The organism is Streptomyces sp. P9-2B-2, assembly GCF_030406865.1.
GTDB classification, from domain to species: domain Bacteria; phylum Actinomycetota; class Actinomycetes; order Streptomycetales; family Streptomycetaceae; genus Streptomyces; species Streptomyces platensis.
The window spans coordinates 2284565-2304523 of sequence record NZ_CP129126.1; the positions used below are offsets into that span (position 1 = coordinate 2284565).

The 19959-nt window shown below is 72.0% G+C and carries 21 protein-coding genes; 9 read left to right on the forward strand and 12 right to left on the reverse strand.

Annotated features, from left to right (window positions below; genetic code table 11):
- Positions 1-17 precede the first annotated feature (17 nt).
- A complete protein-coding gene (locus QT196_RS09930) occupies positions 18-986 on the reverse strand; it encodes a 5-dehydro-4-deoxyglucarate dehydratase (protein WP_290354764.1) in 969 nt (322 codons plus the stop codon).
- 240 nt (positions 987-1226) lie between these two features.
- Here QT196_RS09930 and QT196_RS09935 point away from each other — a divergent pair, with 240 nt between their 5' ends.
- The 4 genes from QT196_RS09935 (at position 1227) to QT196_RS09950 (ending at position 4900) form a co-directional block, all read left to right on the forward strand.
- The gene (locus tag QT196_RS09935) at positions 1227-2045 is read left to right on the forward strand and encodes an NAD(P)-dependent oxidoreductase (protein ID WP_290354765.1); all 819 of its coding nucleotides are present in this window, start codon (positions 1227-1229) and stop codon (positions 2043-2045) included.
- 116 nt (positions 2046-2161) lie between these two features.
- Entirely contained in the window at positions 2162-2434 is a 273-nt protein-coding gene (locus QT196_RS09940) for a GlsB/YeaQ/YmgE family stress response membrane protein (protein WP_168478548.1), read from the forward strand.
- A 76-nt stretch (positions 2435-2510) separates the two neighbouring features.
- Entirely contained in the window at positions 2511-3743 is a 1233-nt protein-coding gene (locus QT196_RS09945) for a TerD family protein (protein WP_290356631.1), read from the forward strand.
- 278 nt (positions 3744-4021) lie between these two features.
- Positions 4022-4900: a class I SAM-dependent methyltransferase gene (locus tag QT196_RS09950; RefSeq protein WP_168478549.1), complete on the forward strand. Its 879-nt coding sequence runs from the start codon at positions 4022-4024 to the stop codon at positions 4898-4900.
- An 18-nt stretch (positions 4901-4918) separates the two neighbouring features.
- On the opposite strand, the gene QT196_RS09955 is transcribed toward QT196_RS09950, so the two are convergent.
- Positions 4919-6370, reverse strand: coding sequence for an alkaline phosphatase PhoX (locus tag QT196_RS09955; protein ID WP_168478550.1), 1452 nt, complete (start codon positions 6368-6370; stop codon positions 4919-4921).
- Positions 6371-6491: 121 nt separating this feature from the next.
- Complete coding sequence (locus QT196_RS09960) at positions 6492-7532, reverse strand: helix-turn-helix domain-containing protein (protein ID WP_168478551.1); 1041 nt, start codon at positions 7530-7532, stop codon at positions 6492-6494.
- A gap of 96 nt (positions 7533-7628) precedes the next feature.
- On the opposite strand from QT196_RS09960, the gene QT196_RS09965 reads away from it, so the two are divergent.
- On the forward strand, positions 7629-8525 hold the full coding sequence (locus QT196_RS09965) for an alpha/beta hydrolase (RefSeq protein WP_168478552.1): 897 nt from the start codon (positions 7629-7631) through the stop codon (positions 8523-8525).
- Between the two features lie 97 nt (positions 8526-8622).
- Positions 8623-9009 carry a cupin domain-containing protein gene (locus QT196_RS09970; RefSeq protein ID WP_290354766.1) on the forward strand — a complete coding sequence of 129 codons (387 nt, stop codon included), beginning with the start codon at positions 8623-8625 and terminating at the stop codon, positions 9007-9009.
- Positions 9010-9067: 58 nt separating this feature from the next.
- Here the strand turns inward: QT196_RS09970 and QT196_RS09975 are convergent, their stop codons facing one another.
- On the reverse strand, positions 9068-10579 hold the full coding sequence (locus QT196_RS09975) for a hypothetical protein (RefSeq protein ID WP_290354767.1): 1512 nt from the start codon (positions 10577-10579) through the stop codon (positions 9068-9070).
- A 256-nt stretch (positions 10580-10835) separates the two neighbouring features.
- Between QT196_RS09975 and QT196_RS09980 the strand changes: the two genes are divergently transcribed.
- From QT196_RS09980 to dapA, 3 genes are all read left to right on the forward strand, one after another.
- Positions 10836-12674 (forward strand): endonuclease/exonuclease/phosphatase family protein, encoded by a 1839-nt coding sequence (locus tag QT196_RS09980; protein WP_168478555.1) that lies wholly within the window; start codon positions 10836-10838, stop codon positions 12672-12674.
- A 125-nt stretch (positions 12675-12799) separates the two neighbouring features.
- Positions 12800-12949 carry a hypothetical protein gene (locus QT196_RS09985; RefSeq protein ID WP_168478556.1) on the forward strand — a complete coding sequence of 50 codons (150 nt, stop codon included), beginning with the start codon at positions 12800-12802 and terminating at the stop codon, positions 12947-12949.
- 146 nt (positions 12950-13095) lie between these two features.
- Entirely contained in the window at positions 13096-14052 is a 957-nt protein-coding gene (gene dapA / locus QT196_RS09990) for a 4-hydroxy-tetrahydrodipicolinate synthase (protein WP_168478557.1), read from the forward strand.
- On the opposite strand, the gene QT196_RS09995 is transcribed toward dapA, so the two are convergent.
- From QT196_RS09995 to sufC, 8 genes are all read right to left on the reverse strand, one after another.
- On the reverse strand, positions 13964-14908 hold the full coding sequence (locus QT196_RS09995; protein ID WP_290354768.1) for an EI24 domain-containing protein: 945 nt from the start codon (positions 14906-14908) through the stop codon (positions 13964-13966). The two genes, dapA and QT196_RS09995, sit on opposite strands and share 89 nt — an antisense overlap.
- Positions 14909-15009: 101 nt before the next feature.
- Complete coding sequence (gene dapD / locus QT196_RS10000) at positions 15010-16005, reverse strand: 2,3,4,5-tetrahydropyridine-2,6-dicarboxylate N-succinyltransferase (protein WP_168478559.1); 996 nt, start codon at positions 16003-16005, stop codon at positions 15010-15012.
- Positions 16006-16127: 122 nt separating this feature from the next.
- Entirely contained in the window at positions 16128-16667 is a 540-nt protein-coding gene (locus tag QT196_RS10005) for a TetR family transcriptional regulator (RefSeq protein ID WP_168478560.1), read from the reverse strand.
- The gene (locus tag QT196_RS10010; RefSeq protein ID WP_168478561.1) at positions 16667-16987 is read right to left on the reverse strand and encodes a multidrug efflux SMR transporter; all 321 of its coding nucleotides are present in this window, start codon (positions 16985-16987) and stop codon (positions 16667-16669) included. The genes QT196_RS10005 and QT196_RS10010 overlap by 1 nt, the downstream gene beginning before the upstream one ends.
- Positions 16988-17111: 124 nt before the next feature.
- Positions 17112-17447: a metal-sulfur cluster assembly factor gene (locus tag QT196_RS10015; protein ID WP_168478562.1), complete on the reverse strand. Its 336-nt coding sequence runs from the start codon at positions 17445-17447 to the stop codon at positions 17112-17114.
- Positions 17444-17902: a Fe-S cluster assembly sulfur transfer protein SufU gene (sufU, locus tag QT196_RS10020; RefSeq protein ID WP_030411905.1), complete on the reverse strand. Its 459-nt coding sequence runs from the start codon at positions 17900-17902 to the stop codon at positions 17444-17446. Before sufU ends, QT196_RS10015 begins: the two co-directional genes overlap by 4 nt.
- 37 nt (positions 17903-17939) lie before the next feature.
- Entirely contained in the window at positions 17940-19196 is a 1257-nt protein-coding gene (locus QT196_RS10025) for a cysteine desulfurase (protein ID WP_168478563.1), read from the reverse strand.
- Positions 19193-19957: a Fe-S cluster assembly ATPase SufC gene (gene sufC, locus QT196_RS10030; protein WP_085927733.1), complete on the reverse strand. Its 765-nt coding sequence runs from the start codon at positions 19955-19957 to the stop codon at positions 19193-19195. The genes QT196_RS10025 and sufC overlap by 4 nt, the downstream gene beginning before the upstream one ends.
- Between the last annotated feature and the right edge of the window lie 2 nt (positions 19958-19959).

Here is a 19959-nt window from a genome sequence, read left to right on the forward strand (position 1 = left end):
GTGAGGGGGGCGCCCCCTCACCCACCCTCCCCCACCAACCCCAACCCGCGCTCAACCAACCTCGCCAGCTCCTTCACATGGGCAGAAGACGGTTCGCTGAGCGGTGGCCGGACCGGGCCGACGTCGCGGCCGCGCAGGCGGACGCCTGCCTTGACGAGCGAGACGGCGTAGCCGTGGCCCTGGTTGCGGAGTTCGGCCAGGGGCCGGTAGAAGCCGTCGAGCAGCCGCTGCACGGTGGTGTCGTCGCCGGTGTGCAGCGCGCGGTGGAAGGCCAGGGCGATCTCGGGGGCGAAGGCGAAGACGGCGGAGGAGTAGGGGTGGACGCCCAGGGCCCGGTAGGCGGGGGCGGTGAGTTCGGCGGTGGGCAGGCCGTTGAAGTAGCGGAAGTTCTCGTCGGGGGCCTCGGTGCGGACGGTGCTGATGATGCGCTGGAGCAGATCGAGGTCGCCCACCCCGTCCTTGAGGCCGATGATGCCGGGGGTCCTGGCCAGGGCGGCGACGGTGGCGGGGGCGAAGACGGCATTGTCGCGCTGGTAGACGATGACCGGGAGCGGGGTGGCGGCGGCGAGTTCGGTGTAGTGCGTCAGCAGGCCCTGCTGGCCGGGGATGACGAGATAGGGCGGCAGGGCGAGCAGCCCGTCGGCGCCCGCGGCGTGCGCGAGTTCGGCGAACTGCACGGCGAGCGCGGTGCCGTAGCCCGTGCCGGCGAGCACCGGGACCCGGCCCGCGGCCTCCTCGACCGCGGCCGCGACGCAGTCCGCGAACTCCCCGGGGGTGAGCGCGTGGAACTCGCCGGTGCCGCAGCAGGCGAAGACGGCGGCCGCGCCCGCGTCGATGCCGTCGCGTACATGGGCGCGGAAGGCGGCGGGGTCCGGGGCGCGGTCCGGTCCGTACGCGGTCACGGGGAAGAACAGGGGGCCGTCGAGGCGGTCGGTGAGCCGGCGCTGCTGCCTCCCTACGGTGGCGGGGGGAGGGGCTGAGGTCACGGGCGCTCCCTGGCATACCTGTGCACGTTTATGATCGACGTCCATATTTCTGAACGGCGCCACGCTAGGACAGCCGCACCGGGCCGGTCAAGGTGCCACAACTGCCGTGCCACAAGCCGTTTCACACCACCCGTCAAGCGTCTTGACCTGCCGAGATCCGGCTTTCTACGGTCGGTGTCCAGCCATCTGAATGACGTCCGCACCCGCGGCCCTGCCGCCCGGCCGGAGGAGTCGCCGCCCATGACCGCACCCCGCACCGTCCTGCTCACCGGCGCCGCCGGCGGCGTCGGCACCCTGATGCGCGAGCTGCTGCCGCCGTACGGCTACCGGCTGCGCCTCTTCGACCGGCGGACCATCGAGACCACGGACGGCGAACCGGACGCGATCACCGCCGAGTTGGCCGATACGGTGGCGCTGCGCGCGGCGGTGGACGGGGTCGACGCGATCGTGCACCTCGCCGGTATCTCGCTGGAAGCCCCCTTCGAGCAGATCCTGCGCGCCAACATCGAGGGCACCTACCGTCTTTACGAGGCGGCCCGCGCGGCCGGTGTCCACCGGGTCGTCTTCGCGTCCTCCAACCACGCCGTCGGCTTCACCCCGCGCCCCGCGGACGGCTCCGGCGCCATCCCCGTCGGCACACCCCGCCGCCCCGACACCTACTACGGCCTGTCCAAGGGCTTCGGCGAGGACCTCGCCTCGCTCTACTGGGACCTGCACGGCATCGAGACCGTCTCGGTCCGGATCGGCTCCTGCTGCCCGGAGCCGACCTCGGTACGGATGCTGTCGATCTGGCTGAGCCCGGCCGACTGCGCACGGCTGCTGGACGCCGCGCTCACCGCGCCCGGCGTGGGCCACACCGTCGTCTACGGCTCCTCCGCCAACACCCGTCTGTGGTGGGACCTGTCGACCGCCCGCGCACTGGGGTACACCCCGCGGGACGACTCCGAGCCGTACGCGGCGGAGCTGATCGCCGCCCAGGGCGCACTGGACCCCGGCAACCCCGCCCACGCCCATCTCGGCGGCTCCTTCTGCACCGACCCGCCCCGGTGGCCGCACTGACCGGCGCGCCCCACGGCCGTACCGGGCACCCCACGGGCCACGCCACGGAACCCGTGCCGCCCACCAGGCGTCCTCGTCTACGTACCGAATCTCCGCGCAGGAACGAGGAACGCATCATGGGCATCGTCAGCTGGCTCGTACTCGGGCTGATCGCGGGCGTCATCGCCAAGGTTCTGCTGCCGGGACGGGACCCGGGCGGGGTCATCGGCACGACCCTGATCGGCATCGTGGGGTCCTTCATCGGCGGCTGGCTCTCCACGAAAATCCTGCACCGCCCGATTCCGAAGGACTTCGGCGAGCCGTCGATGTGGGTCTCCTCGATCGCCGGGGCCCTGGTCCTGCTGATCGCCTACCGGCTGCTCTTCGGCAACTCCCGCGAACGCCGGTGAACGGGCCGGGCCGCCATCCGGCCGCAGGTAATGGAACCGCAAAGGCGCGCCGATCGTTGAGCCCGGCATGACCGCTATGACTCCTGGCTCGAACCTCCCGCTCAGTGCCGTGCGGGTGGCGGTGGACGTCACCGCCCCCGTGCGGCTGGACGTCTCGGGCCTGCTGCTGGCCGCCGACGGCAAAGTGCGCTCCGACGACGACTTCGTGTTCTACAACCAGCCCGCCGGGCCGGGCGTGACGCACTCCGCGGCGGCCGGCGGCGGCGACACCATCACGGTGGACACCGCCGCGGTGCCCGACGGCATCGAGAAGATCGTGGTCACCGCGAGCCTGGACACCCCCGGCGCGACCTTCGCCGGCACCGAACCGACCGGCACGGTCCGCAACGCCGACGACGGCAGCGTCCTCGCCTCCTTCACCCCGCCGCAGCTCGGCACCGAGACCGCGCTGGTGGTCGTCGAGATCTACCGCCGGGCCGGTGCCTGGAAGGTCCGCGCGGTCGGCCAGGGCTACGCCAACGGCCTGGCGGGGATCGCCACCGACTTCGGCGTCAGCGTGGAGGAACCGGCCGCACCGGCCGCGGCCCCGCAGGCACCGGCCGCACCCGCGGCCCCGCAGACACCCCCCGCTCCCCCGGCCGCGGCGCCCGCGGCACCCACCGGCCAGTGGGGGCCGCCCACCGGCGCCCCCGCCCCGGTCGCGCCCCCGGCCCCCGCCGCTGCCGCCCCGGGCAAGATCAACCTCGACAAGGGCCGCGTCAGCCTCCAGAAGAACCAGACCGTCTCCCTGGTCAAGGGCGGCCGCCCGCTGCTCAGCTCGGTGCGGATGGGCCTCGGCTGGGAGCCCGCCTTCCGCAGCAAGAGCATCGACCTCGACGCCTCCGTCATCGCCTACGGCCCGGACCGCAAGAAGGTCGACAACTGCTTCTTCGGCAAGCTGATGATCCTGGGCGGCGCGATCCAGCACTCCGGCGACAACCTCACCGGTGAGGGCGCCGGTGACGACGAGGCGATCACCGTCCACCTCGGCGGGCTGCCCCCGGAGGTCACGGGCCTGGTCTTCGTCGTGAACTCCTTCTCCGGCCAGAAGTTCTCCGATGTCGCCAAGGCGTACTGCCGCCTGCTGGACGCCCAGAGCGGCGAGGAGCTGGTCCGCTTCGACCTCACCCACTCGGAGCCCCGTACGGGCGTGATGATGGCCAAGCTCATCCGCCAGTTCTCCGGCGAGTGGGAGATGACGGCACTGGGCGAGTATGTCGACGCCCGCACGGTCCGCGGCATGGTCAAACCGGCCGGCCAGGCCCTGTGAGCCGAGGACGCCTGCTTCCCTGATGGCCCGCCGCCGTCAGGGCGGCGGGCCGCGGCGGCTCACCCGCCCCGGCGCCACCGCCACGGACGCCCTTCCCTGGTGCGTCAACGGGCCAGGATCGAGAATTGTTGTCGTCCGTCTCGTCCAGCTCAGCAACCTCTCCTCCCCCGTCCACCGGCCCCCGGATCCCGCCCTCTCCCGCCACGCCCTTCCGACTCGCCCCGTCACGGCAGAGCCCGTCACGGTATGTCCCCCACGGCACGCACGAGGAGCGTTCGATGACGCAGCAGCCGCCGCCGGCCGGCCCCGCGGACCCCCCGGACGGCCCAGCGCCCCCGGAGCTTCCGGAGCGGGTCGCGCGGGTCTACGGCGAGTTCGACCTCAGCACCGTCCCCGCCTTCGCCGGCGGCTTCATCAATTTCGGCTACTGGACGGGTCTGCCGGGCCCCGCGGACCGCGAGCTGACCACGGCCGACCGGGTGCGCAGCGAGGAGGACCTCTACCGCCTGGTGCTGGGCACCTTCGACCGGCCGCGGGGCCGCACCGCCCTCGACGTCGGCTGTGGACGCGGGCTGGGCTGTGCGCTGGCGCTGCGGGAGTTCGGGCTGGAGCCGGTCATCGGGCTGGACGCGCACCCCGACCAGATCGCCCGTGCCCGGGACGCCAACGCGGAGCTGCTCACCGCGGCCGGGGACTCCCCCGGCCGGCTGGAGTTCCTGCTGGGCGCGGCCCAGCGCATCCCGCTGCCCGACTGCTCCGTGGAGTGTCTGTTCTCGGTCGAGGCGGCGCAGCACTTCCGCGATCTGCCCGGTTTCGCCCGGGAGGCCGCGCGGGTGCTGCGCCCCGGCGGCCAACTGGCGCTGACCACGTTCTTCGCCCGCACCCGGGCGGCCGCCCGCGCCCTGCCCGAACTGCTGCCCCCGTACGCCGACGGCCTGGACGTCCCGCATGTGGTCGACGAGGTCGCCGCGACACTGACCGCGGCGGGGCTGCGGGAGGTGCGGGTCCGGCCGATCGGCGACGGGGTCTGGGAGCCCTACGACCGCTATATGGCCCAGCAGCCGGAGCTCCGCGACGACGAGTGGCCGCGCCGCTATCTGACGGCGTATGAGACCGGTCTGCTGGACTACTACCTGCTGACGGCGGCGGCCGGCTGAGCCGCCGCCGGACGGACGCTAGCGCTGGCGGCGCTGCCGCTTCCACGGCCCGGTGATGGCCAGCATGATGCCGGGCTCCTGGATGTTGGCGAACAGCGTCCGCCCGTCCGGGGAGAACACCGGCCCGGTGAACTCGCTGAACGCGGGCTCGGCCGCGGTGCCGATGTTGAGCTCGTTGCGGGCGATCGGGTAGGTCCGGCCGTCGTCGGTGGCCCCGAAGAGGTGCTGGACGCCCTCGCCGTCCTCGGCGATGATCAGGCCGCCGTAGGGCGAGACGGTGATGTTGTCGGGGCCGTCCAGCGCGCCGTCCTTGGCCGGGTCCGGGTTGACGCCCAGCAGCACCTTGAGCGTCAGGGTCCGCCGCCGGGGGTCGTAGAACCAGACCTGGCCGTCGTGCTGGACCGGGCTCTCGTCACGGGCGTACGAGGACACCACATACGCGCCGCCGTCCGCCCACCACAGGCCCTCCAGCTTGCGGGCGCGGGTGATCTCGCCGTCCGTGAACTGCTTGCGCACCGAGACCTTACGGGCGTCGCGGTCGGGGACCTCGACCCAGTCGACGCCGTAGACGGTGCCGGTCTTGGTGGCGCGGGAGAGGTCGTCGACGAACCGGCCGCCGGAGTCGAAGCACTTGAAGGCCTCCAGCACGCCCGAGTCACCGGCGAGCGAGCGCAGCCGGCCGCGGCCGTGGCGGAAGCCGTGCGGCGGGGTCCAGCGGTAGAAGAGGCCGTTGGGGCCGGAGGCGTCCTCGGTCAGGTAGAGGTGGCCGCGCTTGGGGTCGACGACGACGGCCTCGTGGGCGTAGCGGCCCAGGGCCTTGACGGGCTTGGGGTCGCGGCCGGCGCGGCGGTCGTGCGGGTCGACCTCGAAGACGTAGCCGTGGTCCTTGGTCATGCCGTGCTCGCCGGCCTTGTCCTCGGTCTCCTCGCCGGTGAGCCAGGTGCCCCAAGGGGTGGTGCCGCCCGCGCAGTTGGTGGAGGTGCCGGCGATGCCGACCCACTCGCCGACCGGGCTGCCGTCCTTGGCGACCTCGACGACGGTGCAGCCGCCGGACGCCGCCGGGTCGTAGACCAGTCCTTCGGTCAGCGGCACCGGGTGCGGCCAGTCGGCGCGCGGGCCCTTCAGCTCGTGGTTGTTGACCAGGAGGGTGCTGCCGCGGTGGCCCTCGAAGGTGCCGGTGCCGTCGTGGTTGGAGGGGGTGGACTCACCGCTGTCGAGCGTGGTGACCCCGGTCCGGGTGATGATCCGGTACGAGAACCCGGCGGGCAGCGCGAGCAGGCCCTCCGGGTCCGGGATCAGCGGGCCGTAGCCGATACCGTGCCCGTCCGCCGCGCCGTCCGCGCCGTCGGCCGGTACCTCCGCGCCGATGGCTCCGGGCGCGGTGGCCAGCACGCCGACGCTGCCGGCCAGGGCGACCCCGGCACCGGTGAGGGCGGAACGCTTGGCGAAGTCTCTGCGGGTGAGCGGCATTGTCATCTCCTGGATGGCCGGATTCTTCTCCCCTTGCCTGCGGGCACACGTTCTCGTGCGCCGCCGAACTCCAGTTGAACGCGATGCGACATCCGGGCAGCGGTTGCCACCGGGCCGCCCCTCAGCCGTCGAGCAGCCGCCAGGCGGTGAGGGCGAGCCCGGCCCGGGTCAGTCCGGTGGGCTCGGTGAGGTCGATGCCCAGGATCTTGCCGATCTGTTCCAGCCGCCGGGCGACGCTGCTGTGGTGCAGGTGGAGCTGGTCGGCGGCGCGGCGCAGGGAGCCGGCGGCGCAGTAGGTGTCCAGCGTCTCCAGGTCCGCCGGGCGGCCGGCGATCCGGGCGATGGCGGCCACATCGGCGTTGTCCCGCGCGGTGTCCCGGGGTATCTCGGCCAGCAGTGCCAGTGCGCCCAGGTCGGCGTGGCGGATGACCGGTTCGCGCGGGCTGGTGAAGCGGAGGGCGGTACGGGCCTCCCGCCAGGACCGGTCGGGGCGCGCGGCGGCGCCGAGGCCGGCGCGTACACCGGCCGGAATCCGCGTCCGGTCCACGGTGGTGGCCAGGATGACGCCCACGTCGGCGAGGGGCGCCGCCTTCACCGGGCGGGCCGGGCAGAGCTGCCCGCCGATCCGGTCGAGCGGCAGCGGCGACCGTACGGCGACGACCTGGACCGGCAGGTCGGCGGCGAAACCCAGGAGCCGCAGCGCCCGGGCCCGGGCCGCCTCGTCGCTGTCGGCGCTGATCGCCAGCTCGACCAGGGCGGGGTCGGCCATGGTCGTGCGGGCCGGGCCGTAGCGCTCGACGACCGCCGCGACGGCGAGGGAGAGCCGCTCCAGCAGCAGCTCGTCGAGGCCGCGCGGGCCGGGCGGGCCGGGGCGCTCCAGCCACACCGTGCCGATCTCTTCCTCGTCGAGGGTGATCGGCGCCGTGGTGGACGCCGGTGGCGGTGGAGCGCCCGCCGCCGTGCCGCCGGGCGAGAAGCGGATCACCTGCCCGGTGCCGTGCAGCCGGATCCCGGTCACGCACTCGGCCAGGCCCGCCGAGGCCCGGGCGAGCGCCGGGAGATCCACCCGTCGGCGCATCAGGGTGTCGTAGAACATGACGACGCGGATCGCGCCCTCGCCTTGCGCATCCAGTTGCGACAGCCGTGCGGCCAGTGCCTCCATGTGCCGAGGATAGGCGCCGACCGGCGGGCAACTCCGGCGGGACGGCCGACAGTTGGCGGATGATCCGGTAGGCCGGCAGCGGTGAGGATGGCCGACATGGATCCCGAACTCGAAGCATTCATCCCGCTGTTCCCCCGGGCCGATCTGACGGACCCGGTCACCGAGCGCAAGAACTTCGCCGCTCTGGCCGCCGCGGTCCCGGCGCCGGACATCACCCGCCTGGACATCGAGGACCGCATGGTGCCCGCCGATCCGGACGTGCCGGTGCGGATCTACCGCCCGCGCGAGGCCCAGGGCGCCGTCGTCTGGCTGCACGGCGGCGGATTCGTCATGGGCGACCTGGAGACCGAGCACCCCTGGGCGGCCCGGATGGCGGACCTCTCCGGCACGGTGGTGATCTCGGTGGGCTACCGGCTGGCGCCCGAGCATCCGTACCCGGCCGCCCTGGACGACGCGTACGCCGTTCTGGCCTGGACGGCGGAGCACGCGGCCGGGCTCGGCATCGACCCGGAGCGGATCGCGGTCGGCGGGCACAGCGCCGGCGCGGGGCTCGCGGCGGCGCTGGCGTTGCGGGCACGTGACCGGCAGGGGCCGCCGGTCCGCTACCAGCTGCTCAATCAGCCCGGACTCGACGACCGGCAGGAGACCTGGTCGCAGCGGCACTTCACCGATACGCCCTGGATGAACCGCGACAAGGTCACCGCCTCCTGGCGGCACTACCTGGGCGGCACTCCCGCCACACCCGACGCCGCCCCCGCACGGGCCGCCGACCTCTCCGGCCTGCCCGCCGCCTACATCGCCACCGCGGAGCTCTGCCCGAACCGCGACGAGGACATCACCTACGCGCTGCGCCTGCTACAGGCCGGCGTCTCGGTCGAGCTGCACCAGTGGCCCGGCACCTTCCACGGCTCGCAGGCGATCCTGTCCGCCGAGGTGTCCCAGCGCCAGATCGCCGAACTCGGTGCCGTCCTGCGCCGCGCCCTGGCCGAGTGACACGGCCGCGAACGGCCACCCCCGTGCCGCCACCCCACCGCCCGAGCCGCCCGCAAACCCACCGCCTGAACACCCACCGCTGGAAGGACCTCCCGGCATGACCGTCACCCCGATCGACCTCTTCGGCTCCTTCATCCACCTCGACGACCGCCGGGTGCGCGCCGAGCCGCCCTCGTTCGACGCCGGGCGCGACGGCTGGCAGCTGATGACCTTCCATGTGGAGACCGACGCCGATCTCCACGCCGACCACTGGGAAGTCCACCCCGACGCGGAGGAACTCGTCTCCTGCCTCACCGGCGGCATCCGCCTCGTCCTGCGCCCGGAACAGCCGGGAGACCCGGAGGAGGAGATCGCGCTGACGCCCGGCAGCGCGGCCATCGTGCCGCGCGGGCGGTGGCACCGCCTCGCCCTGGACGCCCCCGGCGACATCATGTCCGTCACCCTGCCGCGGGGCAGCCTCCTGGAGAAGCGGAGCGCGGGTTAGCGGGCGTGTCCGGCGGATCGGGGCTGCCCCCGGTCCGCCGGACACGCCCGGACAAGCCCTAGCCCGACTGTCGCGACCGCGCCTTGAACGCGGCCTTGCGGGCCTCCTTGGCGGCCTTCTTGTCCGGGTGCAGGCGGCCCATGGCCTCCAGGACGTCGGCGGTGGCCGGGTGGTCCACCCGCCAGGCGGTGTCGAAGAACCCGCTGTGCTGTTCGGTCAGGCCCTGTACGAGGTCGCGCAGCTCGGTCGTGGCGTCCTCGTCGGCGCTGTCCAGCTGGGCCGCGATGGTGTCCACCGTCAGCCAGAAGATCAGCTCCTGGGACGGCTCGGGGATGCCGGACAGCGCGCGCTCGGCGAGCCAGACCCGGGCCAGGCCGCCGAGCTGCCGGTCGTCGAGCACCTCGCGCAGCGCGGCCTCGGCGTCCGGCGAGACCAGCGAGAGGGTCTGCTGGGCGGCGAGCCGGCGCCGCGGGGCGCGCTCGTCGTCCCCGCGGGCGGCGGTGAGCAGGTCCCGGGCGGCGTCCAGGGGCGTACGGGCGGCGAGCCAGAGCTCGGACTCGGCCTGGGCGAGCGCCTCGGGGTAGTCGGGCAGCGCGTCCAGGAGGACATCGGAGCCCTTGTCGGTGAGGTCGCCGACCGCGGGGGCGTGGACGCCCGCGTCCAGCATCCGGGCGCGCACGGCGTAGACACCGAGCGGGGTGAGGCGGACCAGGCCGTAGCGGGAGACGTCCTCCTCGGTCAGCGGCTCGTCGGAGGTCCCCCCGGGCTTCTGGGGAAGGGCCGTCTCGCCGTCCTCGTCCAGCTCCTCGATGAGTGCCTCGTCGACGGGCTGGTAGGCGATCAGACCGATCGGTTCCAGCACCCGGAACTGGTCGTCCAGGCGCATCATCGCCTCGGAGACCTCTTCGAGGACATCGTCCGTGGGCTCGTCCATATCGTCCGGGACGATCATGGAGGCGGCCAGCGCGGGCAGCGGAACCTCCTGGTCAGGGCGCTCGTTCAGGGCCGTGAGCAGATAGAGGTTGCCGAGGATGCCGTCCAGCAGCTCGGCCTCCTCCTCGGGGTTCCAGTCGAGCGCGTCCAGGTCCAGTTCGCCGCCCTCGGTGAGCTGGTCGGCGAGGTCGGCGAGGTCGGGTGCGGCCGCGTCGGCGAGCACGGTCTCCATGCCGCCGAGCCAGATGTCGAGGATGTCCTGCGGGCTGCCGGAGGTGAGCAGGCCCAGCTCCTCGCCGGGGGTGGCGATCCCGGCTGTGGCGTCGTCGGGCAGGTCGGCGCCGTCCTCGCTCTCCTCGGTCTCGGTGATCTCCACGAGTCCGGTGTCCACCGCGAGCTGCCAGGCCTCGGCGGTGTAGGCGGGGCCGTCCTCGTCACCGGCCAGGCCGAGGTGCTCGGTGGCGGCGGCCAGCGGCTCCTCCAGGATCTGGCCGCCGACGCCGACCGGGACGCCGGGCTCGGCCCAGCGGGCGAGCTTCGCGGCGCGGGCCATCAGGGGGGCGCTCAGCGCGTCCCGGGCCAGTTCCGCTTCGGAGTGCAGCCGCACCGGCGGCAGGGTGGGGCGGTCTGCGGACATCGGGTGCTCAGCTCCTCGGACGGACTACGGCTGGGGGTACTCCCAGCCGTAGCTGGGGTGTGCGCCGCCCAAGCGTAGACGGAATTCTCCGTATCTCGGACGGTTCACCCGCACGCCCCCTTCTGGTTACCCGCAGAAGCTTGACAACTCCCGTGCGTGCACAAGAGATTGACGCAGATCGACGCGCGTAGCGTGCGCCGGTCCCGCTTCGTATCGACGTTGCCCAAGCCACCCCCCAAACCCCTCGGAGGCATCCATGCCGTCCCGTCGCTCGCTCCGCAGACCGGCCACCGTCGCCGCGGTGGTCTGCGCCGCCCTGGCCGGCGGGCTGCTGACCGCCACCCAGTCCGCCTCGGCAGCCGGCGCCCGGATCCACGACATCCAGGGCAGCACCCGCATATCCCCGCTGGCCGGACAGCAGGTCAGCGAGGTGCCCGGTACGGTCACCGCGATCCGCTCGTTCGGCTCGGCGCGCGGCTTCTGGGTGCAGGACCCGCACCCGGACCGCGACCCGGCCACCAGTGAGGCGGTCTTCGTCTTCACCGGCAAGGAGACGCCGAAGGTCACCGTCGGTGACGCGGTCACCTTCTCCGGCACGGTCAGCGAGTACTACCCCGGCGGCAAGGACGCCGGTCTCCAGTCGGTCACCGAGATCACCGACGCGACCTGGAAGACGGTCTCCGCGGACGCCCCGCTGCCGGCCGCCTTCACGCTCAACCCGGCCTCGGTGCCGAATCGTTACGCCCCGAACGCGGGCGGCAAGAGCATCGAGTCCCTGAGGCTGCGCCCCGGCTCGTACGCCCTGGACCGCTACGAGTCCCTGGAGGGCATGCGCGTCGCGGTGTCGGACGCGCCGGTCGTCGGGGCGACCAACACCCATCACGAGCTGTGGGTGACCGCCGAGCCGCGGCACCACCGCACGGCCCGCGGCGGCACGCTCTACCGCTCGTACGCGGACCCCAACGGCGGCCGGGTCAAGGTGGCGTCGCTGATCCCGTTCGCGCAGCAGCCGTTCCCGGTGGCCGACGTCGGCGACGCGCTGACCGGCACCACCGCCGGGCCGCTGGACTACGACAGCTTCGGCGGCTACACCCTTCAGGCCACCGAGCTGGGCAACCTGGCCGACAAGGGCCCGGAGCCGGAGAAGACCCGCAAGCAGAAGTCCGACGAGCTGGCGGTGGCCACCTACAACGTCGAGAACCTCTCCCCCAGCACCCCGCAGGCCAAGTTCGACCGGCTGGCCAAGGGGCTGGTGGAGCACCTCGCCACCCCCGATGTGGTCGCACTGGAGGAGGTCCAGGACGACAACGGCTCCAAGAACAACGGGGTGGTGACCGCCGGGGAGACCCTCAAGAAGCTCACCGAGGCGATCAAGGCGGCCGGCGGCCCGGCGTACGAGTGGCGGCAGATCGACCCGGTCGACGGCCAGGACGGCGGCCAGCCCGGCGGCAACATCCGGGTGGCGTTCCTGTTCAACCCCGAGCGGGTCTCGTTCACCGACATCAAGGGCGGGGACGCCACGACGCCGGTGAAGGTGGTCGACGACCACGGCAAGGCCACGCTGTCCGCGTCCCCGGGCCGGATCGCGCCGGACGACCCGGCGTGGAAGACCAGCCGCAAGCCGCTGGTCGGCCAGTTCTCGCTCAAGAGCCGCCCGGGGAGCCGGGTGTTCGTGATCGCCAACCACTTCAACTCCAAGGGCGGCGACCAGAGTCTGGACAGCCGCTTCCAGCCGCCGGCCCGCAGTTCGGAGACCCAGCGCACCGCCCAGGCCGGGCTGGTGAACACGTTCGTCAAGGAGCTGCTGGCGAAGGACCCGAAGGCCGCGGTGGTGGTCGCCGGTGACCTCAACGACTACCAGTTCTCGCCGGCCCTGAAGTCCCTCACCGCCGGGGGTGTGCTCACCGATCTGGTCGGCCGGCTGCCCGCCGCGGAGCGCTACGGCTATGTCTACAACGGCAATTCGCAGGTGCTGGACCACATGCTCACCAGCCGCCGGCTGACCCGCGCCGACTACGACATCGTGCACCTCAACTCCGAGTACGCCGACCAGGCCAGCGACCACGATCCGCAGGTGCTGCGGATCCGCCCGTAGCACGGCGGAAGGTCACCGCACGTGACTCCCTCGTCACCCGTCCGGCCCACGCCCGGGGGCCAACTGCCGCCTGGGGTGCGGTACTGGGCAGGTAAGCACCATTCGGCGAGACATAGGGAGTCATCATGCCGAAGTCCCAGAACCGTAAGTCGGGCAACAAGGACCGTGCCGCCGAGAGGCGCGCCGACCAGCGGAAGCCGAAGTCGTCGGAGGAGTCGGCTTCCGAGCGGACCCAGGACCTGAAGCGTTCGCGGAATGGCCCGACTGGCGCGTGATGGGCCTGTGATGCCCGAGCGGCCGTCGCACCGAAGGGTGCGGCGGCCGCTTCGCGTTTCCGGGCCTCACCGGCGTAGCGATGCTTAACAAACCCACCAGTACAACTCAGTGGACGTGAATTATGAGGCGCCCTCACACTCCCGGCATGACCACCCTGACCGCCCCCCGCACCGCCGCGCCGCCCTTCGGGCGCACCGCGGCCGCCATGATCACCCCGTTCACCGCCGACGGCGCGCTCGACCCGGACGGCGCGCAGCAGCTCGCCACCCGCCTCGTCGACGACGGCGGCTGCGACGCACTGGTGCTGAGCGGCACCACCGGGGAGTCCCCGACCACCTCGGACGCCGAGAAGGAGACCCTGCTGCGGGCCGTGGCCGAGGCCGTCGGCGACCGGGCGCGGATCATCGCGGGGGTCGGCACCAACGACACCCGGCACACCGTCTCCCTGGCCCGCGACGCCGAACGGGCGGGTGCCCACGGCCTGTTGGTGGTCACGCCGTACTACTCGCGGCCCACCCAGGAAGCCGTCGGCCACCATCTGCGGACGGTCGCGGACACCACCGGACTGCCGGTGATGCTCTACGACATCCCGGGCCGCACCGGCACCGCGCTGAGCGCCCGGACCCTGCTGCGGCTGGCCGCCCATCCGCGGATCGTGGCGGTCAAGGACTGCGGCTACGACCCGCTGAAGACGGCGAAGGTGCTGGCCGCGACGGACCTGGCCTACTACGCGGGCTGCGATGAACAGATCCTGCCGCTACGGGCCCTCGGCGGCGCCGGCTGCGTCAGCACGGTCGCCAATGCCGCACCCCGGGCGGTGCGCGCCGTACTGGACGCCTATGACGCCGGCGACACGGCCGCGGCGGCCCGCCGTCAGCTCGCCCTGGTCCCGCTCATCGAGGCGGTGACCGGCGGGGAGGCCCCCGGCACGGTCACCACGAAGGCGCTGCTCCAGCACCTCGGGCTGCCCGCCGGACCGGTGCGCGGCCCGCTGCTGGCGGCGGACGCCGAACTCACCAGCCGGCTGGTGGACGCGCTGCGGACGACCCTGGACCGGACTGCTGATGCGGATACCGCGGTGCCGGCGGGGGTCCCTGGTTAGGCGGGAAGGGGGCGGGCGGCGGTCCGAAGCCGCCCGGCGCGCCCGGCTGCCCGTACGGAGCCGCGGCCTGGTCCGGCCCGGCGGCCGCCTCGCCCCGCTCCGGCTCGGACCGCTCGTCCGGGCCCGGCACCAGGTCGCGGACGAGCAGCGTGGCACCGGCGACCGCGCCCGGCATCAGCACCACCGCGACGAACGGGACCAGGAACAGCAGCACGATGGGGGTGCCGAAGCCGACGGCGAGGCCCTTGCGGCCGCGCAGCAGCCGGAGCCGCTCACGTACCGGGATGTCCCGTCGCTGCATGGCCACCGAGGTCAGCTCGACGGCGAGGAAGAAACCGGAGACACAGAAGCCGATCGCGGGGATCACGGTCTGCCCGATGAACGGGATGAACCCGAGGACGAACAGCAGAAGGCCGAAACCGGCGGCCCGCAGCAGCACATGCACGCTGTCCCGCAGCGCGATCCAGATCTCCTGCCACAGCGGCCGGCCCGGGGACGGCGGGCAGTGCCCCTCGGACTCCTCGACCTTCTCCGAGAGCGACTCGTAGAAGGGGTCGCCGATCAGCAGGGTGACCGCGGTGAACGTCAGCACCGAGAGCATCAGCCCGCCGGCGAACAGCAGCGCCACGAACACCCCGCGCAGCAGCCCCTGCCAGGGCGAGTCCCAGCCGTCGGCGAACGGCGTCGCCCAGGCCGCGATATCGCCGGACCAGATGGCCAGCACGGTGAGCACCGCGGCATACAGCACCAGGGCGATCAGCGCCGGAATCAGCCCGAATCCCCACCACCGGCCGTGCTGGGCGACCCAGCGCTGCCCCTTGCCCAGATACCGCATCCCCGCTACAAGATCACGCATGGCGCAAGCTTAACGGCGGCCGGCCGGGCCGGGGAGCGGGGTGACGGCAACACCGCGGCCCGGCGGGTGCACCCGCCGGGCCGTGGTGTGACCGTGACCGCTCAGTTGTGGCTGTGCAGCACCTCGTTGAGGCCGCCCCAGTCCGCCTTGTTCGGGCGGGCCTCGACGGTGCCGGTGGTGGAGTTGCGGCGGAAGAGGATGTTGTCCGCGCCGGAGAGCTCCAGGGCCTTGACAATCTGGCCGTCGGGCAGCGTGACCCGGGTGCCCGCGGTGACGTACAGACCGGCCTCGACGACGCACTCGTCGCCCAGCGCGATCCCGATGCCCGACTCGGCGCCGAGCAGGCAGCGCTCGCCGACCGCGATGATCTGCTTGCCGCCGCCGGACAGGGTGCCCATGGTGGAGGCGCCGCCGCCGATGTCGGAGCCGTCGCCGATGACCACACCCGCGCTGATCCGGCCCTCGACCATGGAGGTGCCCAGCGTCCCGGCGTTGAAGTTGACGAAGCCCTCGTGCATGACCGTGGTGCCGGCCGCGAGGTGCGCGCCCAGCCGCACCCGGTCGGCGTCCGCGATCCGCACGCCGGTGGGCGCGACATAGTCCGTCATCCGCGGGAACTTGTCGATGCCGGTGACCATCAGATGCAGGCCCTCGGCACGGGCGTTCAGCCGCACCGTCTCCACCCGGTCGACGGCCACCGGGCCCAGCGAGGTCCAGGCGACGTTGGCCAGCAGGCCGAAGACGCCCTCCAGGTTCTGCCCGTGCGGCTTGACCAGCCGGTGGCTGAGCAGGTGGAGGCGCAGATACGCGTCGTGGGCGTCCAGCGGCTTGTCGTCGAGGGAGCCGATGACCGTGCGGACGGCGACGACCTCGACCTCGCGGACCGGGTCGGGACCGATCGCCTTGAGCACGGCGGCGCCCAGCAGTTCGGTGGCGCGCTCGTCGTCGAGGCGCTCGGTGCCGGCGGGGCCCAGGCCGTCGGCGGCGGCCAGCTGGGGCGCCGGGAACCAGGTGTCGAGAACGGTGCCGTCGGAGGTGACGGTGGCGAGCCCGGCGGCGACGGCGCCGGTCGTACGGGAGGTAGCAGCTTCGGTCATGTTCGAAACCTAACCGGAGGGCGCCCGCCGAGGCGAACCGGTCTCAGCGATCGGGCCGGTCCGTAGGGTCGCACCACCGGGTTCGTACGGGCGCACAAGGCGCGCGTCGCCGGGGCCGCCGCTCAGCCCAGCACCCCGGCCAGCCCGGCCCGTACCGAGCTGGGATCGAAGGGCTGCCCGGTCAGCAGATGCTGGAGCGTCAGCCCGTCGGTGAAGGCCACCACGGCCCGTGCGGTCGGGACATCGCCGATCCGCTGTCCGAGCAGCCGCACCATCTCGTCCAGGCACTCGGCGGCGATCGGCCGCACCGCCTCGCGCCGCAGCGCCGCCAGATACAGCTCGTACTCCAGCTGCATCCGCGAGCGGTCCCCGGTCAGGGCCTCCTCGACGAACCGGGCCACCTCGTCGGTGAGCGGCGCCGCCGGATCGAGGCCGTCCACCCAGCGTGCGAAGTCGGCCAGGCATGCGCCGTTGACCTGCCGCAACGCGGCGACCAGCAGCTCGTCCAGGGTCGAGAAGTGGTACGTGGTCGAGCCGAGCGGGACATCCGCCGCGGCGGCCACCGCGCGGTGGCTGAGCCCGGCGATCCCGCGCTCGCCCACCACGGTGATCGCCGCGTCGATGATCCGCTGCCGCCGGTCCGGGTCGTAGCGCCGGGCCATCAGTGCGCCCCGCCCAGATTCAGCACCACGACACCGGCGATGACCAGCAGCACCCCGAAGATCCTCAGCGCGCTGGTGCTCTCCCCCAGGAACACCATGCCGATCGCGGCGATCAGCGCCGTGCCGACACCGGCCCAGATGGCGTACGCGGTGCCGACGCTCATCGTCTTGAGCGTCTGCGCGAGCAGGAAGAAGGCGAGCAGATAGCCCGCGGCGGTGTACAGCGACGGCCACAGCTTGCTGAAGCCGTCGCTGTACTTCATCGCGGTGGTCGCGAGGACCTCGGAAAGGATCGCTCCGGCGAGCATCAAAGGGGCCATGCGTACGAGCGTACACAACGTTGCGTACGGGTGTACATAGCCATGCGCGGGCCCCGGAACGCCGAAACGGCCGTGCCCGCCAGTGGTGACTGGCGGGCACGGCCGTAGCGCTCAGGAGATCTCGTCAGACGTTGAAGCCCAGCGCGCGGAGCTGCTCGCGGCCGTCGTCGGTGATCTTGTCCGGGCCCCACGGGGGCATCCAGACCCAGTTGATCTTCAGTTCGCTGACGATGCCGTCCGTGGCGGACTTCGCCTGGTCCTCGATGACGTCGGTCAGCGGGCAGGCCGCGGAGGTCAGCGTCATGTCGATGGTGGCGATATTGGCGTCGTCGACGTGCACGCCGTAGATCAGCCCCAGGTTGACGACATCGATGCCCAGCTCGGGGTCCACGACGTCGTAGAGCGCCTCGCGGACCTCCTCCTCGGAAGCCGGCTTGGTGGTGGTCGGGGTCTCGGTCATGCGGTCTTCGCCTCCTCGGAGAGGGCCTTGGCCGTGGCGTCCTTCCAGGCCATCCAACTGAGCAGCGCGCACTTCACACGCGCCGGGTACTTCGAGACACCGGCGAACGCGACCGCGTCCTCCAGCACCTCCTCCATGGCGTCATCCGGCTCGACCTGACCCTTGGACTGCATCAGCTCCAGGAACGTCTCCTGGATCTTCTGCGCCTCGCCGAGCTCCTTGCCGACCAGGAGGTCGTTGAGCACCGACGCGCTGGCCTGGCTGATGGAGCAGCCCTGGCCCTCGTAGGACACATCCTCAATCGTCGCGCCGTCGAGCCGCACGCGCAGCGTGATCTCGTCGCCGCACGTGGGGTTGACATGGTGCACCTCCGCGTCGCCGTCCCGAAGACCGCGCCCATGGGGGTGCTTGTAGTGGTCCAGGATGACGTCCTGGTACATGGAATCCAGCTTCACGACTCAGTCAGTCCTCGTCCTCATCCGCTGTGCTTGATTAACCGAAGAAGTTGCGGACGTGCTCCAGCCCCTCGACCAAGGCGTCGACCTCGGCGGGCGTGGAGTACAGATAGAACGACGCTCGCGTGGTCGCGGGAATTCCGTAGCGCAGGCAGACCGGCCGTGCGCAGTGGTGACCCACCCGGACCGCGATGCCCTGCTCGTCCAGCACCTGGCCGACGTCGTGGGGATGGATGTCGCCGAGCGTGAAGGAGATCGTCGCCCCGCGGTCCTCGGCCGTGCTCGGGCCGATGATGCGCAGGTCGGGGACCTCCAGCAGCCGCTTGACGGCGTACTCGGTGATCGCGTGCTCATGCGCGGCGATGTTGTCCATGCCGATCGAGGTGAGGTAGTCCACGGCCGCGCCGAGGCCGACGGCCTGGGCGATCGGGGGCGTACCGGCCTCGAACTTGTGCGGCGCGGGCGCATAGGTCGAGGAGTGCATCGAGACGGTCTCGATCATCTCGCCGCCGCCGAGGAACGGCGGGAGGTCCTCCAGCAGCTCCTGGCGGCCCCAGAGGACGCCGATGCCGGTCGGGCCGCACATCTTGTGGCCGGTGAAGGCCACGAAGTCGGCCTGCAGCGCCTGCACGTCCAGCACCATGTGCGGGGCGGCCTGCGAGGCATCGATGCAGACCAGCGCGCCGACCTCCTGGGCCCGGCGGATGATCGTCTCGACCGGGTTGACGGTGCCCATGATGTTGGAGACCAGCGTGAAGGAGACGATCTTCGTCTGCTCCGTGATGACCTCGTCGATGTTGGACAGGTCGAGACGGCCGTCGTCGGTGATGCCGAACCACTTCAGCTTCGCGCCGGTGCGCTGCGAGAGCAGCTGCCACGGGACGATGTTGGAGTGGTGCTCCATCTCCGTGATGACGATCTCGGTCTCGCGGTCCACGCGGTAGGGCTCATCGGCCCAGCCGAGCATGTTGGCCACGAGGTTGAGCGACTCGGAGGCGTTCTTGGTGAAGATCACCTCGTCGCGGCTCGGCGCGTTGATGAAGGCCGCGACCTTGTCGCGGGCGCCTTCGTACAGCGCCGTGGCCTCCTCGGCGAGCACATGCACGCCGCGGTGGACGTTGGCGTTGTGACGTTCGTAGTAGGCGTTCAGGGCGTCGAGGACCTGGCGCGGCTTCTGGGAGGTCGCCGCGTTGTCCAGGTACACGACCTTCTTCCCGTCGTGGACCTGACGGTCCAGAAGGGGGAAGTCCTTACGGATCGCCTCTGTGTCGAGGAGGCCCGGCAGCTGTGTCACGCGGTTGCGCCACCCTTCGTGTAGGCCTCGTAGCCCTCGGCCTCAAGCTTGTCCGCGAGCTCCGCGCCACCGGACTCGGCGATCCGGCCGTTGGCGAAGACGTGGACCTGGTCGGGCTTGATGTAGCGCAGGATGCGCGTGTAGTGGGTGATCAGCAGGGTGCCGACCTCGCCGGTCTCGCGGACGCGGTTGACGCCCTCGGAGACGGTGCGCAGCGCGTCGACGTCCAGGCCGGAGTCGGTCTCGTCGAGGATCGCGATGGCCGGCTTGAGCAGCTCCAGCTGGAGGATCTCGTGGCGCTTCTTCTCACCGCCGGAGAAGCCCTCGTTGACGTTGCGCTCGGCGAAGGAGGGGTCCATCTGGAGGCGCTGCATGGCTTCCTTGACCTCCTTGACCCACAGCCGCAGCTTGGGGGCCTCGCCGCGGATCGCGGTCGCGGAGGTGCGCAGGAAGTTGGAGACCGAGACGCCGGGGACCTCGACCGGGTACTGCATGGCGAGGAAGACGCCGGCCCGCGCGCGCTCGTCGACGGACATCTCCAGGACGTCCTCGCCGTCGAGGGTGACGGTGCCGCCGGTGATCGTGTACTTGGGGTGACCCGCGAGGGAGTAGGCGAGAGTCGACTTGCCGGAGCCGTTGGGGCCCATGATGGCGTGCGTCTCGCCCTGCTTCACAGTCAGGTCGACGCCCTTCAGGATCTCGCGCGGGCCGTTCTCGGCCTCGACGGAGACGTGCAGGTCGTGGATCTCAAGCGTTGCCATGG

What these genes read in the sequence shown, in the direction of transcription:
- QT196_RS09935 (WP_290354765.1), top strand. Translation starts at nt 1,227, where the DNA reads ATGACCGCACCCCGCACCGTCCTGCTCACCGGCGCCGCCGGCGGCGTC.
- QT196_RS09940 (WP_168478548.1), top strand. Translation starts at nt 2,162, where the DNA reads ATGGGCATCGTCAGCTGGCTCGTACTCGGGCTGATCGCGGGCGTCATC.
- QT196_RS09945 (WP_290356631.1), top strand. Translation starts at nt 2,511, where the DNA reads ATGACTCCTGGCTCGAACCTCCCGCTCAGTGCCGTGCGGGTGGCGGTG.
- QT196_RS09950 (WP_168478549.1), top strand. Translation starts at nt 4,022, where the DNA reads ATGACGCAGCAGCCGCCGCCGGCCGGCCCCGCGGACCCCCCGGACGGC.
- QT196_RS09955 (WP_168478550.1), bottom strand. Translation starts at nt 6,370, where the DNA reads ATGCCGCTCACCCGCAGAGACTTCGCCAAGCGTTCCGCCCTCACCGGT.
- QT196_RS09960 (WP_168478551.1), bottom strand. Translation starts at nt 7,532, where the DNA reads ATGGAGGCACTGGCCGCACGGCTGTCGCAACTGGATGCGCAAGGCGAG.
- QT196_RS09965 (WP_168478552.1), top strand. Translation starts at nt 7,629, where the DNA reads ATGGATCCCGAACTCGAAGCATTCATCCCGCTGTTCCCCCGGGCCGAT.
- QT196_RS09970 (WP_290354766.1), top strand. Translation starts at nt 8,623, where the DNA reads ATGACCGTCACCCCGATCGACCTCTTCGGCTCCTTCATCCACCTCGAC.
- QT196_RS09975 (WP_290354767.1), bottom strand. Translation starts at nt 10,579, where the DNA reads ATGTCCGCAGACCGCCCCACCCTGCCGCCGGTGCGGCTGCACTCCGAA.
- QT196_RS09980 (WP_168478555.1), top strand. Translation starts at nt 10,836, where the DNA reads ATGCCGTCCCGTCGCTCGCTCCGCAGACCGGCCACCGTCGCCGCGGTG.
- QT196_RS09985 (WP_168478556.1), top strand. Translation starts at nt 12,800, where the DNA reads ATGCCGAAGTCCCAGAACCGTAAGTCGGGCAACAAGGACCGTGCCGCC.
- dapA (WP_168478557.1), top strand. Translation starts at nt 13,096, where the DNA reads ATGACCACCCTGACCGCCCCCCGCACCGCCGCGCCGCCCTTCGGGCGC.
- QT196_RS09995 (WP_290354768.1), bottom strand. Translation starts at nt 14,908, where the DNA reads ATGCGTGATCTTGTAGCGGGGATGCGGTATCTGGGCAAGGGGCAGCGC.
- dapD (WP_168478559.1), bottom strand. Translation starts at nt 16,005, where the DNA reads ATGACCGAAGCTGCTACCTCCCGTACGACCGGCGCCGTCGCCGCCGGG.
- QT196_RS10005 (WP_168478560.1), bottom strand. Translation starts at nt 16,667, where the DNA reads ATGGCCCGGCGCTACGACCCGGACCGGCGGCAGCGGATCATCGACGCG.
- QT196_RS10010 (WP_168478561.1), bottom strand. Translation starts at nt 16,987, where the DNA reads ATGGCCCCTTTGATGCTCGCCGGAGCGATCCTTTCCGAGGTCCTCGCG.
- QT196_RS10015 (WP_168478562.1), bottom strand. Translation starts at nt 17,447, where the DNA reads ATGACCGAGACCCCGACCACCACCAAGCCGGCTTCCGAGGAGGAGGTC.
- sufC (WP_085927733.1), bottom strand. Translation starts at nt 19,957, where the DNA reads ATGGCAACGCTTGAGATCCACGACCTGCACGTCTCCGTCGAGGCCGAG.